Source organism: Spirosoma aureum (assembly GCF_011604685.1).
GTDB classification, from domain to species: Bacteria; Bacteroidota; Bacteroidia; order Cytophagales; family Spirosomataceae; genus Spirosoma; species Spirosoma aureum.
Genome location: NZ_CP050063.1, coordinates 320493 through 341140, shown reverse-complemented (window position 1 = coordinate 341140; position 20648 = coordinate 320493). Strand labels below are relative to the sequence as shown.

Genomic DNA, 20648 nt, shown 5'->3' with positions numbered 1-20648 from the left:
CTCCGGATACCTGATCTCCTCATCATGGCTCAAATGAATTATTGCCCTCAGTGTGCCAGCCCCTTAGTTTCGGGAATGGCTGGCGGGCGAGAACGCCTTATCTGCTCCAAACCTTGTGGTTACGTACACTGGAACAATCCACTGCCTGTTGTTGGCGCTATTGTTGAATATGATAATGATACCGTTATCCTTATTCAGAATAAAGGCTGGCCTGCCGAATGGTTCGGACTGGTAACGGGATTTCTCGAAAAAGATGAAGAACCCGATGAAGCCATACTGAGGGAGTTGAAAGAAGAGTTAGAATTGGACGGGCAGGTGATTGACCGGGTAGGAATTTATACATTTCATCAGCGAAATGAACTCATTATAACGTACCACGTTCGGGCAACGGGCGAAATCAGGATGGATGAAGATGAGTTACAGGCCTATAAAATCGTATCCATCAGCGAGCTTCAACCTTGGCCTTTTGGTACAGGAAAAGCCGTAAAAGAATGGTTGGCCAACAGGTGATCATTATTCAGCAATCCAGTTTTATGCCAACATAAAGGCTGTTCCAGCGGTTGTCTCTATGGATACAACTCGCAATACTATGGAAACAACCGCGCCAAAAGAACGCGAAATCGGGATCGGAGTCATTGGAATGGGTGGTTTTGGCCTGTTTGCCGTTCAGCAATTTGTACAGACACCACACACTAGACTGGTAGCTATTGCCGGGTCGAAACGCGAAGAAGCTATTCGGACGGCCAAACGCTTCGGTGCTGAGCAATTAGCCAGTCTTGAGGAGTTAGTCAATCATCCGGATGTCGATGTCGTCTACATCGCTACACCGCCCTTTCTGCACTATGAGCAGGCCATGCTGGCGCTGAATGCCGGTAAACACGTTATCTGCGAAAAGCCACTGGCAATGAATCCCGAACAAGGCCGGGAGATGATCGAGACCGCCCGGCAAAAGGGCTTGCTGATGGTTACGAACCTGATGCAGCGGTACAACCCCATGTTTGCCCGAATCAAACACCTGATCGATAAAAAACTGCTCGGTGAATTTCTGCACGGCTATTTTGAAAACTACGCTGGCGATGAAGGGCTCTCGCCCGAACACTGGTTCTGGGATCGTAGTAAAAGCGGAGGTATTTTCATTGAACACGGGGTTCACTTCTTCGATATGTTCGCAGGCTGGCTTGGTGAAGGAACAGTTAAAGCCGCCCAGATAGTGAAGCGGCCAGATAGCAATGATATTGAGGATCAGGTGCAGGCAACTGTTGAGTATGGCGATGATGTTACGGGCCGAAAGCTGGTCAATTTTTATCATGGTTTCACACAAACCGGCCGGATGGATCGCCAGGAAATGCGGTTGCTTTTTGAACGCGGTGACGTTACCCTTTTTGAATGGGTACCTACCCGGATGGTTTTACGATGTGTTGCCGATGAAGAAACAACCCGTGCCCTGATGGACCTTTTCCCGGGTGCCCAGCTAAACGTGACTGCCAACATTGGCGGTAAGGATCAGCCTTTACGCGGACGTCACAAAGAATTTGAGGCTTATCAGCAAATCGAGATACGATTCGGTTTTGAGACTGAAAAGCAGCACCTCTACAGTGAATTGCTCCGGCTCATGTTTCGGGATCAGGCTGGCGCTATTCACTACCCGGATAAACACCGGATCATCCGGGAGGAAAATGGATTACAATCGCTGCAAACAGCCGCTGATGCCGATCAGTTAGCCCGGCAGTAATCGCATTCCTGTGCACACGTTTGCATATTTATAAAAAAATTTAAAAATATGGCCAACTGAACGGCACATAGCATGCGAACTCCCTGATTTTTTGCGACATTTGCGGAGTCTTACTAATCCCTTCGCATAGCGCATGATCTCGGAGTCACAACTATTCGACAATCCAGACGGGCAATTGCCAGGCGAGCCCACGCTGGGCGAATCTACGCTCGGCCTATCCGCCACCGGTGGTCCGATCCAGTCGGCCATCACTTATGAAAAAATTCCTACGCACATCTACGCTGACGCAAAAGATGCGTCTAGGGCGGTAGCACAGGAAATCGCCGAGCTGATTCGGCAGAAACAACGTGAGGGCAAACCTTGCGTATTAGGGCTGGCAACTGGCTCATCGCCTAAAACGGTTTATGCCGAACTGATTCGGATGCACCGCGAAGAAGGCCTGAGTTTCCACAATGTTATTTCGTTCAACCTGGACGAATACTACCCAATGGAGCCTGATTCGCTGCAAAGTTATTGGCGATTCATGCGGGAGCAACTGTTCGACCATGTCGACATTCCTCAGGGAAATTACCATGTTCCCGACGGAACGCTGTCAGTCGATAAAGTTGCCGAATTTACGAAGCAGTACGAAGCCGCCATTGAAGCCGCTGGCGGCCTTGATTTTCAGTTGCTTGGTATTGGTGGTAACGGCCATATCGGATTTAACGAACCGGGCTCACTGATCAACTCGCATACCCGGCTGATGATGCTCGATAACTCGACTCGGGCTGCTGCTGCTGCCGATTTCGGTGGGCTTCCTAAAACTCCGCGTAAGGCCATCACTATGGGCGTTTCCAGTATTTTAGGAGCCCGTCGTGTCGTTCTGCTGGCCTGGGGTGAGCGGAAAGCGCCTGTTATTCGTGGTGCGGTCGAAGGCCTTGTTACTGAGCTTAATCCGGCGTCGTATTTACAAACGCATCCAAACGCGTTGTTTGTAATTGACCAGGCAGCTGCTTCGGAGTTGACCCGTATAAAAACACCCTGGCTGGTAGATTCAGTCATATGGGACAACAATATGAAGAAGAAGGCGGTCACCTACCTGTCGGTAGCACTTGGCAAGCCAATTCTGAAATTGACTGACCGTGATTATAATGACAACGGTATGAGCGATCTGCTGGCTCAATACGGACAGTCGTATGACATCAATATTGACGTTTTCAACCAGCTTCAGCACACCATTACGGGCTGGCCAGGCGGCAAACCGAATGCTGACGATACCAACCGGCCTGAGCGTGCTCAACCGGCTAAAAAACGCTGCCTGATCTTTAGCCCCCATCCCGACGACGACATAATTTCGATGGGTGGTACATTCCAGCGTCTTGTCGATCAGGGCCATGAAGTACACATAGGGTATCAAACCTCTGGCAATATTGCCGTGGCTGATGATGAAGCATTACGCTTTGCCGATTACGTAGTTGATTTCAATACGAAGTTTGGTATTGACAGCCCCGAAGCTACCCGGATTTTCCAGGACGCTGCCGCTTCGTTGCGAGAGAAGAAGGATAGTGAAATGGACACCGTTGAAGTACGGTATGTGAAGGGGCTGATTCGGATGGGTGAAGCCAAATCGACCTGCCGCTTTGTCGGTATTCCGGTTTCGAATGCTCATTTCATGAATATGCCCTTCTACGAAACAGGGAAAGTAGCTAAAAAGCCCCTGAGCGAAGAAGATATCAGGATTACAATGTCCCTGATCGAAGAAGTTAAGCCACATCAGATCTATGCGGCTGGTGACCTTGCCGATCCGCATGGTACGCATAAAGTCTGTTTAGATGCTGTTCTGGAAGCCGTTCGTCGGTTGAAACAGGCCGACTTTATGAAAGACTGCTGGATATGGCTTTATCGTGGTGCCTGGGCTGAGTGGGATATTCACGAAATAGAGATGGCCGTACCAATGTCACCCGATCAGGTGACGAAAAAGAGATTAGGTATCTTTAAGCACCAGTCTCAGAAAGACGGCGTGGTCTATCAGGGCACCGATTCACGGGAGTTCTGGCAGCGTGCCGAAGAGCGTAACCGGGGAACAGCTGAACTCTATAACCGATTAGGTTTAGCCGAATATGAAGCCATGGAAGCGTTTGTGCGCTGGCGGTTCTAAAAAATAGTTGTTACTAAAAAAGCCCTGTATGTTACTCTTGCAGGGCTTTTTTGTAGTCAGCGCTTCAGGCGTTCACCAGCGTTGATTCCGAGCGGAGAACACGTTGTTCCCGAACTTTGGTGACCTCCCACTGTAGCCCCAGAACCGTTAGGGTGTAAACGCCGGAAACAACTAGAGGCAAGACTGTAAAGCGATAATTAGGAAGTAGATACCAGCAGGCAACTACGAGTAAAGCCCGGATTAAGGCGTGCAACTGGCATACTTTACTATCATAAATCCAGCCAATGATGGGCCAGTGGATGCTCATCCCGATGGCGAGGCAAAGCGGTGCCAATGATTTATCGAGACTACTGGCCGGAACGGTAATGGCCCAGCTCAGCATCATCGAAAAAAGTGCATAGGGTATAAGACTTGATAAAGGCGTTTTCACCATCAGGTTTGATTTGAACGGCTTTTGTAGAGCCATCCCCAGCGGAAACAATAAACCACTTGTGCAAAAAGCCAGCAGCATCCAGTAACCGGGTTTTAAATAAAAGCCCGCTATACCCAGAATAGCCCAGTAAATAGTGCCGGCTACAGGTAACGAGAGCCCTGCATTGGCATCCACAAAATAATTCCGTTTCTGATTCGTAAGTGCCTGATCGAAATCCATGATTAGAAGGTTGATAGTGGTTATTAAGAGGATGAGCCAAAAGTAGTTACGCTAAAGCCGGAGTCAGCGCAGAATCTGATGAAGCACGAAAAATGCTGTATAGACTTCCGGCTAAAGCCGACGAAATACCTGTGTGGCAAATTTGATTTTGCTTCGGGAATTGGTCCATAGTCATTAAAATGTCAAATAATTGTTTATTGTAATATAGATTTTAGATATAATTGCACTGATATATAATAGTTGTATTATAATTGGCCCTTTGTCAACAAGATGACGCGACAAAATAAGCAGAGAACGCTCCGACTATTTGCACTCCATGAGTTTATTCAGGATCACTTCACGAAGTCTGACTGGATCAAAGTAGCCTACCTGACCGACAGCCTTGAACTGATCGAAGATCATCCCCGATTGTTGCGCAGTCTGGATTTTAAAGATGATGATTATGAGGGAAATAGCCTTCAGGTTTTATCAAAATTAATCAGCGAAAGCAGCAGCAATCTGTATGAAATTGAGCGCTTCGTCGAAACAAAAAAAGCAACGATGAATCGATCGATCCGGGAAGCACCTGATTTTATTTCTACCGTTCAGGCCGTTGCTCCCGAACGCGTTATTACGTTTGCGCCGGATGTTTTTCGTATTCCGGATAAAGTCGTTGAGTCGAATGTGCTTTCTGTGATGATGCCGTTCGAGGGCAGATTTGCCGGAACCTACGCGGCTATTCGCACCGTGTGTGCTAAACTTGGTATCGAGTGTAAACGAGCTGACGACATTTGGGATAACAGCATTTTAATTCAGGATGTATTCGACTTAATTTATACCTCAAAAGCTGTTATCACCGATTTTACGGATCGAAATCCGAACGTCTTTTACGAAACGGGAGTCGCGCACACACTTGGTAAGATTGTGATTCCTATTACACAATCCGTCGGCGACATTCCGTTCGATTTACGTCATCATCGGGCATTGACCTATCTACCCAATGCTGAAGGTTTATTGAAATTAGAGACGGATTTAGAAAAAAAGCTGGCGAAAGTATTCCGTTAAACTTTTAGCCCTACTTGTTGTATCTTCGGGAAACCCTTCGCTTCGGCGATCCGCCCCGGCTTTTTATGCAATCATTTGTCTCAACAAGTACGGCTAAGTTCCAGAGTATTCCGGTTGCATCCGGACGGTTGCTCTCGCTCGATTTCTTTCGGGGCCTGACTGTCGCAGCCATGATTCTGGTCAACAATCCTGGCGACTGGGGCCACATCTATGCCCCGTTGGAACATGCGCCCTGGCATGGCTGGACACCCACCGACCTTATTTTTCCGTTCTTCCTGTTTATTGTTGGTGTATCGATAACGTTTGCCCTGGGGCGGCCCGATGGGGCCAGGGAAGGAGTGATCATTAAGATCGTAAAGCGAAGTGCAACGCTTTTTCTGCTGGGCCTGTTTTTGAATTTTTTCCCCAGGTTTGACATCTCGATCGTACGAATTCCCGGCGTATTGCAGCGCATTGCTCTGGTGTATCTGGCCTGTTCACTTATTTTCCTGAAAACAACGCCACGGCAGCAAATCACACTTCTCGTTATACTCCTCATAGGATATTGTCTTTTGCTTACAGTCATTCCGGTTCCGGGTGTTGGGTATGCCAACCTTGAGCCCGAAACAAATCTGGCGGCCTGGTTCGATCGGACGTTTATTACGCCGGCTCACGTTTACAAACCCGCTAAAGTCTGGGATCCGGAAGGGCTGCTGAGTACGTTACCTGCTATTGGTACGGGTTTACTGGGCTTGCTGACCGGGACCTGGCTACGTTCCAATCGTTCGGCTGCGGAGAAAATAGCCTGGCTTTTTACCGCCGGCTGTCTAAGCACGCTAGCTGGGTTGATCTGGAATGGATTTTTTCCAATTAACAAAGCCCTATGGACCAGTTCGTTCGTGCTGGTGGCAGGTGGTTTGGCCATGCTCGGGTTGGCGCTAAGTTATTGGCTGATCGATGTTAAAGGCTATCGGCGGGGTGTGCTCCCTTTTGTGGCGTTTGGGGTGAATGCGATCACTGTATTCTTCCTGTCAGGGCTGATTCCGCGGATCATGAACATGATTCATGTTGCTCAGGCTGATGGTACCGAAGTGGGGCTGAAAGAATACCTCTATCGATCATTCATTGTCCCTCTTTTTGGCAATCCTGTCAATGCGTCGCTGGCGGGTGCTCTGACGTTCGTGCTGATCTGGTTTGGGATTTTGTGGTGGATGTATCGAAAAAATGTTATTATTAAGGTGTGAATCAGCACACTACTGATCTTAAATATCAAATTGAACGCATTCTGCTGTGGGAGCCATCGTCGCACTGGCGATCGCAGGATTTTGTACGCTTGAGTGAGCATGTGTTTACCTATACGCAGCGACAAGTAGATGCGCAGCATTTAGAGGCATTCTGGCGAACCTCTGCTATAAAATCACCTGACTTGCTGGATACGCTCGCCCGTTTTGTTGATTACATCGATTGGGATGACTTTTGTGTCCGTAATTTTTATGGTGTCGTTGAAGTTGATGAAGAAACCCAACTGACGCATCCGCCGATGTGGGAAATCCCGATGCGATGGGTAATTATTATTTGCTGGTTTTCTGTTATCGTGTCAATAGCAGTGGCAATTTTGTTAGTATGGAAGCGATAGACGTTTCAACTCTCCTCAGCGTTATTATCCCATAATTCAGTTTCAGATCTATTAACCCAACCCAAACGACCGAATGGTACGTTTTTCGCTCACACTGAGCGCATTGTTCAGTGTTACGCTGGTGCTGGCGCAATCTGCGCCCAAATCATCAGCAGTTAAAGTGGCTACTACAACGCTTAGTAGTCTAATTCCGACTGATCCGGCAGTAAAAGTGGGTAAATTGCCCAACGGCCTGACGTATTATATCCGGAAAAATGCCGAACCGAAAAATAGGGCTGAACTGCGGCTGGTTATCCGGGCGGGTTCGGTACTGGAAAATGACAATCAACAGGGGCTGGCGCACTTCATGGAACATATGGAGTTTAACGGCACAAAGAATTTCCCGAAAAACGAGCTGGTTAATTTCCTGCAATCTGCCGGCGTTCGTTTTGGAGCCGATTTAAATGCCTATACGGGCTTCGACGAAACGGTCTATCAGTTACCCGTTCCGACTGATTCGGTCAAGGTATTTCGGCAAGCATTCCAGATTCTGGAAGACTGGGCTCATAATGCCACCATCGACCCAACTGAAGTAGACAAGGAGCGCGGTGTTATTCTGGAAGAACGACGACTCGGGCGCGGGGCAGGTCAGCGACTGCGCGATCAATACTTTCCGATACTGCTCAATAACTCGCAGTATGCCAGGCGATTGCCAATTGGCACCGAGCAGGTGCTGACTACGTTTAAGACCGAAACGCTGCGGCAGTTTTATCAGGATTGGTATCGGCCCGATCTGATGGCAGTCATTGCCGTTGGCGATTTCGATACGAAAGAAGTAGAAGGGATCATTCGCGAGAAGTTCGGGCGAATTCCGGCGGTTAAAACGCCCAAACCTCGTACAGAATACGAAATTCCTCCCCACAAAGACACGAAAGTTGTCATTCTGACGGACCCCGAACAACCGAACACGGTGGTACAGGTTATTTACAAACGACCTGAAATCAAAGAAAAAACTCTGAATGATCTGCGGGAAAGCATCAAGCGTGGTTTGTTCAATACCATGCTTGGCAACCGGATTCAGGAGCTGACTCAGCGTGCCGACCCACCATTTCTGGGTGGATACAGTAATTACAGCGATTTTCTGGGGAATCTGGACGCATTTACGTCCATTGCCGTTGCCAAAGAAGGAAACGTAGAAAAGGCCATTCGGGCCGTGCTCGACGAGAATGCCCGCGTAAAACAGTTTGGCTTTACATCGACCGAATTGGATCGGGCCAAGCGGGAGTTCATGACAAATGTGGAACAGGCCTACAGTGAACGCGACAAAACCCGATCGGCCAATTATGTTAATGAATACGTTCAGAATTTTACGGACAAAGAACCATACACGAGTATTGAGTTTTATTACAATTTTCTCAAGAAAGAACAGGATGGTATCAAATTGGCCGAAGTGAATACACTGGTCGACCAATTTATTCATAATGATAACCGGGCGGTTATTGTTCTGGCTCCTGAAAAAGACAAAGCAAAATTGCCTACCGTTGAGCAGATCCTGGGCTACGTAGACAATGCGGGTAAGGGCCTGACCGCTTATGAAGACAAAACACTTGACAGCCCCTTGTTAGCAAAGCTGCCAACTGGTTCGCCGGTGGTGAACGAAAAACAAATCAAGGATATTGGCGTGACTGAGTGGCGACTTAAAAACGGAGTTCGGGTAGTACTGAAGCCGACCAATTTTAAAAACGACCAGATTCTGTTTTCGGGTAGTAGTTTCGGTGGCACGTCGCTCTATGATCTGACTGATTTCATGTCGGCCCGGTTTTCGTCTACGCTCGTGGCTATGGGCGGGACTGGCGACTATAACCAGATTCAGTTGGGCAAGTTTCTGTCAGGCAAACAGGTAAGCGTTTTTCCATTTGTGGGCGAATTGAGCGAAGGCATTAATGGTAGCGCAGCTCCCAAAGATCTGGAAACCGCACTTCAACTGCTTTATAGCTATTTTACCCAGCCTCGGAAGGATGTTGATGTCGTAAAAGGGTTCCTGTCGAACCAGCGAAGCGCTTTGCAGAACCAGATCAATACGCCAACGCCAGCACGTGTATTTCAGGACACGGTACAGGTAACGCTAGGGGCCAACAACCCCCGGCGGCAACCGCTTAAACCCGAAGATCTTGACAAAATAGATCTGGACAGAGCGGTGAAAATCTATCAGGAGCGGTTTGCCAATGGGGGCGATTTTATATTCTATTTTGTCGGTAATTTTAAAGAAGATCAGCTAAAGCCGTTGGTTGAGAAGTACCTCGGGGGTTTGCCAGCGACCGAAGCAACCGAGAAATTTAAAGACCTGGGTATTCGTATTCCATCGGGGCAGATCAGCAAGACTGTTTATCGGGGAGTCGATCCGAAAGCTTCCGTTCAACTGGTATATAGTGGCGATTTAAACTGGTCGTCGGAAACGACAACGCAATTGGACGCGCTGGCCGAAGTACTCGAAATCAAACTCATCGAAAAATTACGGGAAGAGGAAAGCGGTGTTTATGGTGTTGGGGCCAGTGCGGCCTACAGTAAATACCCAGTATCGCGGTATACGTTCCGGATTAGCTTCGGTTGCGCACCGCAAAACGTCGAAAAGCTCATTGCTAAAACGCAGGAGTTGATCAATGATCTGAAGGAGAAAGGGGCATTGCCCGCCGATATTGCCAAATTTAAGGCCGAAACCCGCCGTGAAACCGAAGTGCAGTTGAAAGATAACCAGTTCTGGCTTGGCTATCTCCAAAACCAATACTACAATGGCGACGCTCCGGATGAGGTATTGCATGAAAATGAACAACTGGATAAAGTAACCGTCGAAAGTACCAAAGCCGCAGCCAATCTATGCTTCGGGCCGAACTTTATTCGGTTAGTGCTTTTGCCGGAAAAGAAGCAGTAATCAAACAGGAGAAATAATCGATAGTCGTTGGCGAACGGTGCTTTAATCGGGTATCGTTGGCTGACGACTTTTTTGATTTCAGGTGCCCGGCCGAGTAAATTAGAATGCCATAAAACGCATAGAACCGATTCAGAAACAGGGTCCTGCTTTCACCATTTACTAAATTTCGGCTTTCGAATTTCTGGCGAAATAAAGATATTATTCAAGTAATTGATTATCGGAAATCACCGTTGGCTAAGCCGTTGATTCTATATAAATAAGAACTTATTACATTCACAAACTGGTTTGTATGCCCTTTTTTTCTAGCTCAACGCCCATGAGCGCTGTTTGGGAAATGATTCTTAGAGTTTGATTTATCAAAGAAATGCAGAGTAAGATTTTTAGGGATTAAATTACCCTTTACTCAATATGTTCGTTTACATTAATTACAGTTTATAACTTTCTGATAAACAATAAGTGCCTGATTAATCGGCAGTTGATCGTCACGATCAACTATGGAGGCCATTGATCGATTTAAATAATTACTGACGTTGAGCTGAATAAGCCTTGCCTTAATCAATGATTCATTCGTCAGACAGTGCGTAGTATGCAGTATTAACTTATCAGGATACAACCATTATTGCCAGAAAATAGACTTAAATATTCCTTGTTCACCTTTAACTATTCCTGTCAAATGATTTACAACATTACTCGCTCAATTTGTATACTGGCACTTTTTCTCGTTATGAGTTGTCAGGATCACATTATTCCCGCTCCCCCCGCTCCCGCGTTAACACCCCGAACATTAGCCACCAATCTGGTTGCTCCAATTAGTGTTGAGACGGATGCCAGCGGACGAGTTTTTGTGGCTGAGCAGGGCACTGGTCATAATGACGGTAGTGTATCCGAGATCACACAAGATGGTGTACGGCATCCAATTATTACCAACATTTATTCGGTAACCAACACGGAGGGGGATCTTGATGCCGTCGATCATTTGCTGGTCGTTGAGGGAACGCTTTATTTTTTGAATCCGAAGGGGCTTTATAAGTTTGATCTCTCCACTTACAAAACAGGCGCATCGCCCATTATGGCTTCCAGTCTGATCCCTGAAGACATTCGCAAATTTGTGCTCGCCTATAATTTTACGAACGACACCGGTGAGTCACACCTATACAATTTGACCCAAGGTCCTGATGGTGCCCTGTACATTACCGACGCAGCAGCCAATGCCATCATCCGCCGATCAAAAACCGGCGAATTGAGTGTAGTTACTGAAGTTCCGGGCATTGTAAATCCAAATCCGGCGGGCCCACCTCCAGGCCCACCCTTCATTCAGGCTGTACCAACCAGCATTACGCACGATGGTCGCCAGTTTCTGATCACTACATTGCTGGGCTTCCCTTTCCCGGCTGGGCGGTCAATCGTTTATCAAATGGACCTTTCTGGAAAACTCACAATTTATCAGCAAACGTTCAACAGCCTGGTCGATGTAGAGAACGATGGCAATGGCAAACCGCTGGTGCTTGAGTTCGCTCTATTTGGACCAATGGGCTTTACGCCAAATACAGGCCGATTGTTACGGGCAAATGGAACGAGCAGTACGGTTTTACTCGATAAACTGAACATGCCGACAGATCTGAAAATAAGCAATACCCATACCGCTTACATAACAAGCATGGGTGATGGAGCGCTGTTGAAAATTACGTTCTAAAAATGTAGCTTTTACCGGTTTCCGGCATTCGGGGTTAGCGTTGGTTTCAGTCAGGCCATTGCTAACCCCTAATTCGTTTTATGTTGGCGTTCAATATAAAATGAATTTTGTTTGAATAAGCGGCTCAATCTCACAGTGATAAATTAGAAAATACCTAAAATGCCGGTATCGATTAACTTATAGTTTTGCCGAATTGAAGACATCTTGAAATTGTCACAGTAAAAACTAATCAACTAGCTCATATTGTAAAGGAGGAATGGTATACCTTTGCCAGACAACTTTAGGGGTGTCTGTCCCGAAACAGGATAGACTGAGAGAATACCCTCATTACCTGATGCCGTTTATACTGCCGTAGGGAAAAGTTAGCGTCTAGTCGTTCGCTCTCCTCTAAAGTTGCTGATTATTACCTTATTAACAGCAACATGTCTCAGGAAGCCCAACTGATCTGGACCGACGTCGAGCAAATTCGCGCTCAGGCTCCGCTTGTCCACAATATTACCAACTTCGTAGTGATGAATAATACTGCCAATGCACTGCTGGCGTTGGGGGCATCGCCCGCTATGGTTCATGCGCCGGAAGAAGTAGAGGATTTTGTGTCTATTTCAAACGCTCTGGTCGTTAATATCGGTACACTCGATGCTACGTTTGTGGCAGGAATGAAGCTCGCCATGCATCGGGCGAAAGCATTAGGTAAACCCATCGTGTTCGATCCGGTCGGGGTTGGCGCAACGGCCTATCGGAACAGGGTTAGCGAAGAGTTATTGGAGTTAGCCGCTCCTACAATCATTCGGGGAAATGCTTCTGAAATTATGGCACTCGCTGGCCTGAACGCACAAACCAAAGGTGTTGATAGTCTTTATGGCTCAGAGGCTGCCGTTGAGGCTGCCCAGCGGCTAAGTTTGGTATGGGGCTCGGTGGTGGTCATTAGTGGGGCTACCGATTATGTAATTCTGGGTGAACGGGTTGCTACTATCAAAAATGGGCATCCACTTATGACGAAAGTAACGGGCATGGGCTGCACCGCCACCGCTTTGACCGGCGCGTTTTCAGCCATAAATGCCGATTATTTCCAGGCAGCTACGCATGCTATGGCTGTTATGGGTATTGCTGGTGAAATTGCCGTTGAAAAGGATCCGGCTCCTGGTAGCCTACAGGTCAACTTTCTTAATTCGCTTTATGAATTATTAGAAGCGGCTATAACAAATCGGCTTCAGCTAACGCAATCGTGAGCGGACTCTATTTAGTGACTGATAGCGAAGTCGCCCAGGCAGCAGGTCATACATTGCCTTTTGTGGTTGAAGAAGCCTGCCGGGCAGGAGTGAAGTGGGTGCAACTACGCGAAAAGGCGTTATCCACCCGCACTTTTATTGCACTTGGCGTTAAGTTGAAACGCATTACTCAGGCTCACGGTGCCCGGCTGATCGTCAATGATCGGGCCGATGTTGCGCTAGCCATTGATGCCGACGGCGTTCACGTCGGTCAGGACGATATACCGTATCAACTGGTCCGATCGCTGATTGGCCCTGATAAAATCATTGGGCTGTCTATCAATAGTTTAATTGAATTACAGGCTGCGGCTGGTGCAGATGTAGACTATTTCGGCATTGCAACCATATTTCCAACCGGAACCAAGCAGGATACCTCCAGTTTACTTGGATTGGAGGGGCTTCGGCAAATTTGCACCCAGACAAATTTGCTAACATTCGCAATAGGTGGTATAAAAGCCAGCAACATTCAGGACGTCATTCGGGCCGGTGCATCGGGAGTAGCAGTTGTATCAGCTATTTGTGGCCATCCGTCACCGTACGAAGCCACCCGCGAACTGATCCAACTTATTAGTATTTAGAGTTTTGTAAAAATGAAAAGATACATCAGGGCTTTAACGATTGCCGGTTCTGACAGTGGGGGAGGAGCTGGCATTCAGGCCGACCTTAAAACGTTTTCGGCACTCGGCTGCTACGGTATGTCGGTGCTAACAGCGCTCACCGCTCAGAATACAAAAGCGGTAACGGAAATACTATCCGTTCCGCCCGCCTTTATCGCCGAGCAATTGAAAGCTGTTTTGAATGATATTGGTACCGATGCCGTTAAAATCGGGATGCTTCACTCACCGGAAGTTATTGAGCAGGTCGCCAGAACGTTAACGGAATTTGGCGTAACAACTATTGTGCTCGATCCCGTAATGGTAGCCAAAAGTGGCGATAAACTCTTGCAGGATGAAGCTATCGATGCCCTGAAAACTTACCTTCTGCCTATGGCGATGGTGATTACCCCCAATCTACCTGAAGCCAGTGTACTATTGGGTAGACCAGTAGAAACAGCAGCAGATATGCTACCGGCCGCTGTTGAGCTGGCAAAGCTATGTACAGGAGCCATTCTGGTAAAAGGCGGCCATTTGAATACCGCTGAGAGTACAGACTTGCTTTATATTTCTGCCGAAGAACAGCATTGGTTTCCAACAGAGCGGATAAAAACAGAAAATTCGCACGGAACAGGCTGCACACTTTCGTCGGCCATTGCTGCCGGATTAGCCAAAGGATTGTCTATCGTAGAAGCAGTAGCTGCCGCCAAAGTATATCTGACGCAGGCACTTCAGGCTGGAGCCGTTTATCGTCTGGGACATGGACACGGGCCCGTTCATCATTTTTTTAACGTTTGGCAATAGACGCGAATGAAATTTACGGAACAGCTTTGGGAGGATATTAAGCCTGTTTATGATGCCATACTTCAACATGGCTTTGTAGCAGAACTGATGGCAGGTAACTTGCCGGCCGCCACATTTCAGTATTATATTCAACAGGATGCGCTCTACCTGGCCGATTTCAGTCGAGCGCTAAATCAATTGGCTGCGCGTTCGGTCAGGCCGGACGATATGTTGCAATTCACACAGTTTGCTCAGAATGCCATTCTGGTTGAACGGGCTTTGCATGAGACGTATTTTGTGTTGTATGCTATTCAGCCAGAAACGAAAAAAATGCCATCCTGCTTTGCCTATACGAACTACCTGCTGGCAACCACCTCGCTCCAGTCCCTTGCAGTAGGAGCGGCTGCCGTTCTGCCCTGCTTCTGGATTTATCGGCAGGTGGGCAAATTCATCTACCAGCGCGCCATTCAGGAAAATCCATACCGGGCCTGGATCGACACCTATGCCGGTGATGCATTCGATCAGTCGGTCACACAAATGCTTGCCTTAACCGATCAGTTTGCCGAATTAGCGAGCCCATCGGAACTGGTTGCTATGCGGGAGGCTTTTCGCTTATCGAGTCGGCTGGAATGGTACTTCTGGAATGATGCTTATACTCAGAATCGGTGGCTTGTTTGAGTGACTCGTCCTAAATTGTGTTGATCGTTTATTGGCTATCCATCTTTTTATTAACCAGTAATTTAAACTCTATTTTCAGCATTCACCAGACTAGATACCTGCTTTGGTGGATAGTAAGTTCCCATCTCCACTTTAGCTTTTTTTTCGTTGTGTGCCTGATCCGGTACCAGTATAGCGCAACCGCGACGACAGACCGTTTGATGTGGTGGCTTATAGTTGTAAAGGAAAACAGCTTGATCAAGCATCGGTCACCAACGGGATGTACAGACATTCGCACTGGGTAAACCAACAGATGATGTGCGATACCCACAACTGCTCGGGTCTTTTCACTATTAACTCTTCGATCAGGTTAGGATATTTTACGGCAATGATGATCTGAAAGGTAGGCTTTATTGCCTAGTTATCCATCTGATTGATAGTATTTTAGCTGTTTTTGGCTTAAAGAGGGCATCCCGTCCCGTCCTCATTTCCCTTTCCAAGGGCTTGTTTACCAGCATACTGTATTGCTTTCGTCCTCCAATAGGCAGATAATCCTGCCGTAGTTGCTCAGCATAAACCGGATGGCCTGGTAACGGGCGGGGCACGGCGGCCACGATCTGGCGCATGACAGGTTTAGACTGTTTCATGTGTAGTCTAACCAGTCTGCCCATAAATTGGTTATTTATGGTCAATGTTTTTCTATACAACAATCAATTAAATGGCTGACGTAGAATGACTTGCAAATAGTCTAATTAACTCATCTTGACTCAAATCAAGTGCCTTCAAACGCCGTTGCACTTGTCGTAAACCGGCTTCCTTGGCTTTTTGAGCCGTGTCTATAACCTGAGCTTTCTTATAAGGCTCCATCTTGGTAATCATGTTCCAAATAATCACCGCCAGCTTGCGGGCGGTGGCCGTAATGGCAGCGACTCGACCTTTCTTGTAGGCAATTCGCTTGAAGAAGCCGCTTAACTGGTGATTGGCCTGATTGCCAATCGAGTTGGCCGCCTGCCGTAAGGCAATAGCGATAGGAGATTTGCCCGAGGGCGTACGATGAGAAAGGATGCGACCACCACTGATTTTATTATTGGGTACTAACCTTAGCCAACTGGCGAAGCTTTTGGCGGTGGCAAACTTATGAATATCATTTCCTAACGTGGTTAATAAGCACAGAACGGTACTATGTCCCATGCCAGGGATGGCAAACAAGTCGGTTTGAAAATAACTCAGCGCAATCTGGGAGACATCAAAGGCAGGCGTGTTCTTGTTGGTTTTCTTTCGAGTGGCGACTTGGCCAGGTTCGGCTGATGTTGAAATAGACTCCTTCACCGAACGACGTAAAGCCTTTTCAATGACTCCGTCACACTCTAGCAGCGCTTTCTGGTAGAGTTTATAAAATTCTAAAGCCGCCTTCAATTCAAACAACTGTTCCGCTCGCCACCAACCCTGTAGCGATTGGGCGATCTCCTCTTTAGTTTTTTTCATGCGAATGTCCACCAAGGAGGCTAATTCATGCGGATCGCGATTGCCATTCAGAATCGCTTCGATGATGGCCAAGCCGGATTTACCAGTGATGTCCCGAATGGCTATGTCCAGGCGAACATTCATCAATCGGAGTGCTTTCTGCATTTTACGGGTATAGGTGGCTAATTGTTCGATTAAGTGCTGGCGATGATAGTAGTAGGTGCGCAGTTCCTGGAGCGTATCGCTCAGCAAAAAACAACCTGACAATAATCCCAACGAATGGAGCCGCTGAATCCACAGACAATCAATCACGTCTGTTTTGCGGCCCTGTACATTCTTCGTTTGGCTACCGCCTACTAGTAGCACGGCAAAGCCTGCTTGCTGTAAAGCATTGAACAGGGTTTGCCAGTAACTACCCGTGCTTTCCATGGCCACCGTCGTAATACCATACTGCCGTAGATGATCGATGAGAAGTTGGTGGTCACACGTGTAAACCCCAAATGACTGGACGTTTTCCTTATTCTGATCGACGGCTACCCAATGGTTACGGGAGCCGATCCGGGGCGCCCTTTAGGTTTGTGAGCTGGTAAAATTCCAAGATTTGGTCTTTTGCCAGTAATCAACCAGAGTGGGGTACGCTAACGGGCCGCCAAGGAACCAGACCTATGCACCGATTCAGTCCCCACTCTGTTTTAATTGCCTAAGACTCGAATAGAAAATAGGGTTCGCGGCCCACGAAAGGGTTCGAGTAAAAGCAATTTGTTGATTACTCACCAAAACTAAACAGCAACATGGACTTTCGCTATTTCATTGGTATTGACATTGCCAAGGACACACTGGATTGGGCCGTGTTTACTCAGCAACACGGCATCGTGCTGAGCGACCACACTGACAACTCAAAGGCATCAAGGAGGCTCTAGCTCAGTTAAAAGCACTACCAGGCTGGAACTCAGCCCAGGCCGTGTTTTGTATGGAGCATACCGGAATTTATAATGCTCATCTGTTAGAGCTGCTCAATGACTTGAAGCTATCTATCTGGTTGGAGTCATCTCTTCAAATCAAGCAGGCGGGTGGGATGCAACGGGGCAAAACGGATAAAGTCGACGCTCAGCGAATCGCTCAATATGCCTATCGCTTCCGTGATCAGGTCCGACTGTGGACGCCACCTCGCCAGGTGCTGCAGAAATTGGCCTTTTTAAGCGCAACTCGTCAACGACTTAATCAGGCTTACAACTTACTGGCAGTTCCAGTTACCGAGCAGGAAACGTTCATCAGCAAGTCGCTCCAGAAGACCCTTAAAGGCAATGTTAAAAAGTCTTTATCCGCTCTCAAGGAAGAACAAAAAGCGATTGAGGTGCAGATTCATAACCTGATCCAAGCGGATGCTCACCTGAAAGAGTTGTTTGATTTGATGGTCTCTGTACCCGGCGTTGGCCCCGTCATTGCTACTGAATTACTGTTGGCCACCAACGAAATGCAGGCGATCAATGATCCCAAAAAATTGGCTTGTCATGCGGGTGTAGCTCCTTTTGAGTATCGCTCCGGCAGTAGCATCCGAGGCCGCACAAAGGTGAGTCATCAGGCTCGTAAACGGCTGAAAGCCTTGGTCCACTTGGGTACTATGTCGGCGATTCAGATAGCGGGAGACCTTCAAGACTACTACGTTCGCAAGATCAATGAAGGCAAGCCGCCGATGCTAGTCATTAATGCCGCCCGTAACAAGTTGATTCACCGCGTTTGTGCTGTTGTGCGCCGGGGTGAAAAATATGACAAAAATTATGCACCAGCCCTTGCTTAACCCATAGAAATCGGTGCGATCAATTCCGGCAGCATGAGGATTGACGATTGGCAAGTCTACAGTTGGCTTTCCCATGGTTTTGGCTGATTAAAAGCACAAACTGACTTCAGGGAATGGATGAGTGAATCAAGATTTTACTATACGGGATTCTCGCTGAGAGATCACCAGTGAATTCAACAAGTACCTCTTTAGGAGGCATTATCCATTCCAGCCCAGATTTCAGGAAGGACTGATACGTACCATTTATAGGTTGATGAGCTTGGTTCTGAAGTCAAAACAAGGTAAGTAAAAAGCATCAAGCTGCCTACTCCAGTTGTCCTGGGTATTCAATGGTACCCGCACAATCGAGCGATTTCAGGACAAGTCAATAGTGGAGGTTAGTAAACTGTTTTCGTATTGCTCCGATGCATTAGAAGTATATTAGGGAAAAATCGCATTATTTTGTGGCGTGAAAGATATTGGAGCATCTGATCAGGAAGATCGACTCTATTGGAATCGTTTCAGGAATGGTGAGGAGGTCGCTTTCGCCTGGATCTATCAACGCTATGTTCGCGTGTTGTATAGTTATGGCATGAAAATTAACCGCGATTCGACCGTGGTTGAAGATGCCATCCAGGATATGTTTACTGATCTATGGCGTACCCGTTCTCAACTGGCTGAAGCCAAGTCCGTTCGATTTTACTTATTCCGTTCATTGCGACGTAAAATTCATCGATCGCTCCGTCCCGAAGAGGAATTCACCCAGCCATTTAATCCAGAAACCGACTATAGGCAACCTGCGCTAGCCTCGGTTGAAGCAGATATAATTTCCGAGGAAGAAATTGAGATACAAACCGCTCAGCTTAAATCCTGGCTGACCTGTTTACCTGCTCGCCAATATGAGGCTCTACTTCTACGCTATTACCAGGATTTTAGTTATGCCGAGATAGCTGCCATCATGAATATTAGCGAACAGGGAGCTCGTAATATGATCCAAAAATCATTGCATACCCTGCGACGACTAGCACTCATGGTTTGCCTTTTAGGGATTAGCTGGGGGCTTAAATTTTTTTTTAGTTAAATAGGTTTAAAACGAGTTAAAGCAGTCTCTTTCTTAGTGGGTTGAAATAATACAATAATCTCGCTAAAAAGAACTGTTTTAATGTACCAGAATTTTTCGACTGATGATTTTTTGCAGGATCCTGCTTTTCGTAAGTGGGTGCTGCAGGGAACGCCCAGTGACGATGCTTTCTGGGCGGACGTATTGCTAAACTTTCCCCATCAACGGGTTACTATTCGGCAGGCACGGGAATTTCTACTTACTTTACACGACCAGGCCGAGGCCGATTTCCCATCGGAACAGCAAGTTGATTCGATCTACAAACAAATTTTAGAAAATAGCCAGGAAACGCCTGTTCGACCGTTACATCGATGGTCGGGTTGGTGGGTAGCTGCCTCCGTTGGTCTACTGATTGCTATAGGTGGCTGGTGGTTTATGCAGAAAAATACCCCCCGAATCGCCTATTTTGATGCATCAAGGCCGCTTGATTCCAGGCTGTTTGAACAGGTCATTAATACGTCTGCCACCGTTCAGATAGTCAACTTGCCTGATGGAAGCCAGGCGTCACTGGAACCCCGTTCACAACTTCAGTATCGAAAAGCATTTGCCGATACCATCAGAGAGGTTTTCCTGGTTGGAGAAGCTTTTTTTGAGGTACAAAAAAATCCCGATAAACCCTTTCTGGTTCGTGCGAATGCAATTACGACAAAAGTATTGGGCACCAGTTTTCGCGTGAGCGCCTATGAACAGGATCAGCAAATCAAGGTGATGGTGAAAACGGGGCGAGTATCTGTTTTCCCGACCCAAAGCCAAAAACATCCTGACCCTGAACAGGACGGACTCATTCTGACTCCTAATCAGCAAGCCGATTTTACGAAGACGGACGCTCATTTTACCCGCTCGCTCATCGACAAACCAATCCCGATTATTCCGCAAACCGAGTTGCTGCAGTTCTCATTTCGGAATGCACGCCTGCCTGAGATTTTTCAGGCCATTGAAAAAACGTATGGGGTAGAGCTCATCTTCGACGAACAACAGTTGAGCAATTGCCGACTGACAACCTCGCTCGAAAACGAAAACCTATTTGAAAAAATGGATATACTCTGCGAAGCGATTGGAGCCACTTATAAACTAGTAGATGCCCAAATTATTATCAACAGTAAAGGCTGTGACTAATCCAATTATGAACGCATGTAAAAACCACCTGCCTATGGCACTATAGCTCAATTAGTTTATGCATTAAAAAAACCGGTAACGGTTCCAGC

18 protein-coding genes and 1 riboswitch are annotated in these 20648 nt (G+C 47.3%); of the genes, 15 read left to right on the top strand and 3 right to left on the bottom strand.

Features of this window, described 5'->3' with window-relative positions; genetic code table 11:
• Nucleotides 1-24: 24 nt before the first annotated feature.
• From G8759_RS01420 to nagB, 3 genes are all read left to right on the top strand, one after another.
• Nucleotides 25-510, top strand: a complete 486-nt coding sequence (locus tag G8759_RS01420) for an NUDIX domain-containing protein (protein ID WP_167204529.1) — start codon at nt 25-27, stop codon at nt 508-510.
• A gap of 79 nt (nt 511-589) precedes the next feature.
• Nucleotides 590-1732 carry a Gfo/Idh/MocA family protein gene (locus G8759_RS01415; protein WP_167204527.1) on the top strand — a complete coding sequence of 381 codons (1143 nt, stop codon included), beginning with the start codon at nt 590-592 and terminating at the stop codon, nt 1730-1732.
• Between the two features lie 133 nt (nt 1733-1865).
• Nucleotides 1866-3869, top strand: coding sequence for a glucosamine-6-phosphate deaminase (gene nagB / locus G8759_RS01410; protein ID WP_167204525.1), 2004 nt, complete (start codon nt 1866-1868; stop codon nt 3867-3869).
• Nucleotides 3870-3933: 64 nt separating this feature from the next.
• On the opposite strand, the gene G8759_RS01405 is transcribed toward nagB, so the two are convergent.
• Complete coding sequence (locus tag G8759_RS01405) at nt 3934-4521, bottom strand: DUF7010 family protein (protein WP_167204523.1); 588 nt, start codon at nt 4519-4521, stop codon at nt 3934-3936.
• A gap of 270 nt (nt 4522-4791) precedes the next feature.
• Here G8759_RS01405 and G8759_RS01400 point away from each other — a divergent pair, with 270 nt between their 5' ends.
• The 9 genes from G8759_RS01400 (at nt 4792) to G8759_RS01360 (ending at nt 15103) form a co-directional block, all read left to right on the top strand.
• On the top strand, nt 4792-5565 hold the full coding sequence (locus G8759_RS01400) for a hypothetical protein (protein WP_167204521.1): 774 nt from the start codon (nt 4792-4794) through the stop codon (nt 5563-5565).
• Nucleotides 5566-5630: 65 nt separating this feature from the next.
• Nucleotides 5631-6788 carry an acyltransferase family protein gene (locus G8759_RS01395; protein WP_167204519.1) on the top strand — a complete coding sequence of 386 codons (1158 nt, stop codon included), beginning with the start codon at nt 5631-5633 and terminating at the stop codon, nt 6786-6788.
• Entirely contained in the window at nt 6785-7180 is a 396-nt protein-coding gene (locus tag G8759_RS01390; protein ID WP_167204517.1) for a hypothetical protein, read from the top strand. Before G8759_RS01395 ends, G8759_RS01390 begins: the two co-directional genes overlap by 4 nt.
• A 73-nt stretch (nt 7181-7253) precedes the next feature.
• Nucleotides 7254-10088, top strand: a complete 2835-nt coding sequence (locus tag G8759_RS01385; RefSeq protein WP_167204515.1) for a M16 family metallopeptidase — start codon at nt 7254-7256, stop codon at nt 10086-10088.
• Between the two features lie 724 nt (nt 10089-10812).
• On the top strand, nt 10813-11781 hold the full coding sequence (locus tag G8759_RS01380) for a ScyD/ScyE family protein (RefSeq protein WP_232074096.1): 969 nt from the start codon (nt 10813-10815) through the stop codon (nt 11779-11781).
• A 272-nt stretch (nt 11782-12053) separates the two neighbouring features.
• Nucleotides 12054-12156, top strand: a riboswitch (TPP riboswitch).
• Nucleotides 12157-12203: 47 nt separating this feature from the next.
• Nucleotides 12204-13010 carry a hydroxyethylthiazole kinase gene (gene thiM / locus G8759_RS01375; RefSeq protein WP_167204511.1) on the top strand — a complete coding sequence of 269 codons (807 nt, stop codon included), beginning with the start codon at nt 12204-12206 and terminating at the stop codon, nt 13008-13010.
• Nucleotides 13007-13627 (top strand): thiamine phosphate synthase, encoded by a 621-nt coding sequence (gene thiE, locus G8759_RS01370; protein ID WP_167204509.1) that lies wholly within the window; start codon nt 13007-13009, stop codon nt 13625-13627. The genes thiM and thiE overlap by 4 nt, the downstream gene beginning before the upstream one ends.
• A gap of 12 nt (nt 13628-13639) precedes the next feature.
• Nucleotides 13640-14446: a bifunctional hydroxymethylpyrimidine kinase/phosphomethylpyrimidine kinase gene (gene thiD, locus G8759_RS01365; protein WP_167204506.1), complete on the top strand. Its 807-nt coding sequence runs from the start codon at nt 13640-13642 to the stop codon at nt 14444-14446.
• A gap of 6 nt (nt 14447-14452) precedes the next feature.
• Complete coding sequence (locus G8759_RS01360) at nt 14453-15103, top strand: TenA family protein (protein WP_167204504.1); 651 nt, start codon at nt 14453-14455, stop codon at nt 15101-15103.
• 389 nt (nt 15104-15492) lie between these two features.
• Here G8759_RS01360 and G8759_RS01355 read toward each other — a convergent pair whose 3' ends face one another.
• On the bottom strand, nt 15493-15729 hold the full coding sequence (locus G8759_RS01355) for a hypothetical protein (RefSeq protein ID WP_167204502.1): 237 nt from the start codon (nt 15727-15729) through the stop codon (nt 15493-15495).
• 67 nt (nt 15730-15796) lie between these two features.
• On the bottom strand, nt 15797-17104 hold the full coding sequence (locus G8759_RS01350) for an IS110 family RNA-guided transposase (protein ID WP_167218617.1): 1308 nt from the start codon (nt 17102-17104) through the stop codon (nt 15797-15799).
• 412 nt (nt 17105-17516) lie between these two features.
• Between G8759_RS01350 and G8759_RS01345 the strand changes: the two genes are divergently transcribed.
• The 3 genes from G8759_RS01345 (at nt 17517) to G8759_RS01335 (ending at nt 20559) form a co-directional block, all read left to right on the top strand.
• A complete protein-coding gene (locus tag G8759_RS01345) occupies nt 17517-18344 on the top strand; it encodes a transposase (RefSeq protein ID WP_232074095.1) in 828 nt (275 codons plus the stop codon).
• A 448-nt stretch (nt 18345-18792) separates the two neighbouring features.
• Nucleotides 18793-19404 carry an RNA polymerase sigma factor gene (locus G8759_RS01340; protein ID WP_167204500.1) on the top strand — a complete coding sequence of 204 codons (612 nt, stop codon included), beginning with the start codon at nt 18793-18795 and terminating at the stop codon, nt 19402-19404.
• Between the two features lie 81 nt (nt 19405-19485).
• A complete protein-coding gene (locus G8759_RS01335) occupies nt 19486-20559 on the top strand; it encodes a FecR family protein (protein WP_167204498.1) in 1074 nt (357 codons plus the stop codon).
• Nucleotides 20560-20648 lie beyond the last annotated feature (89 nt).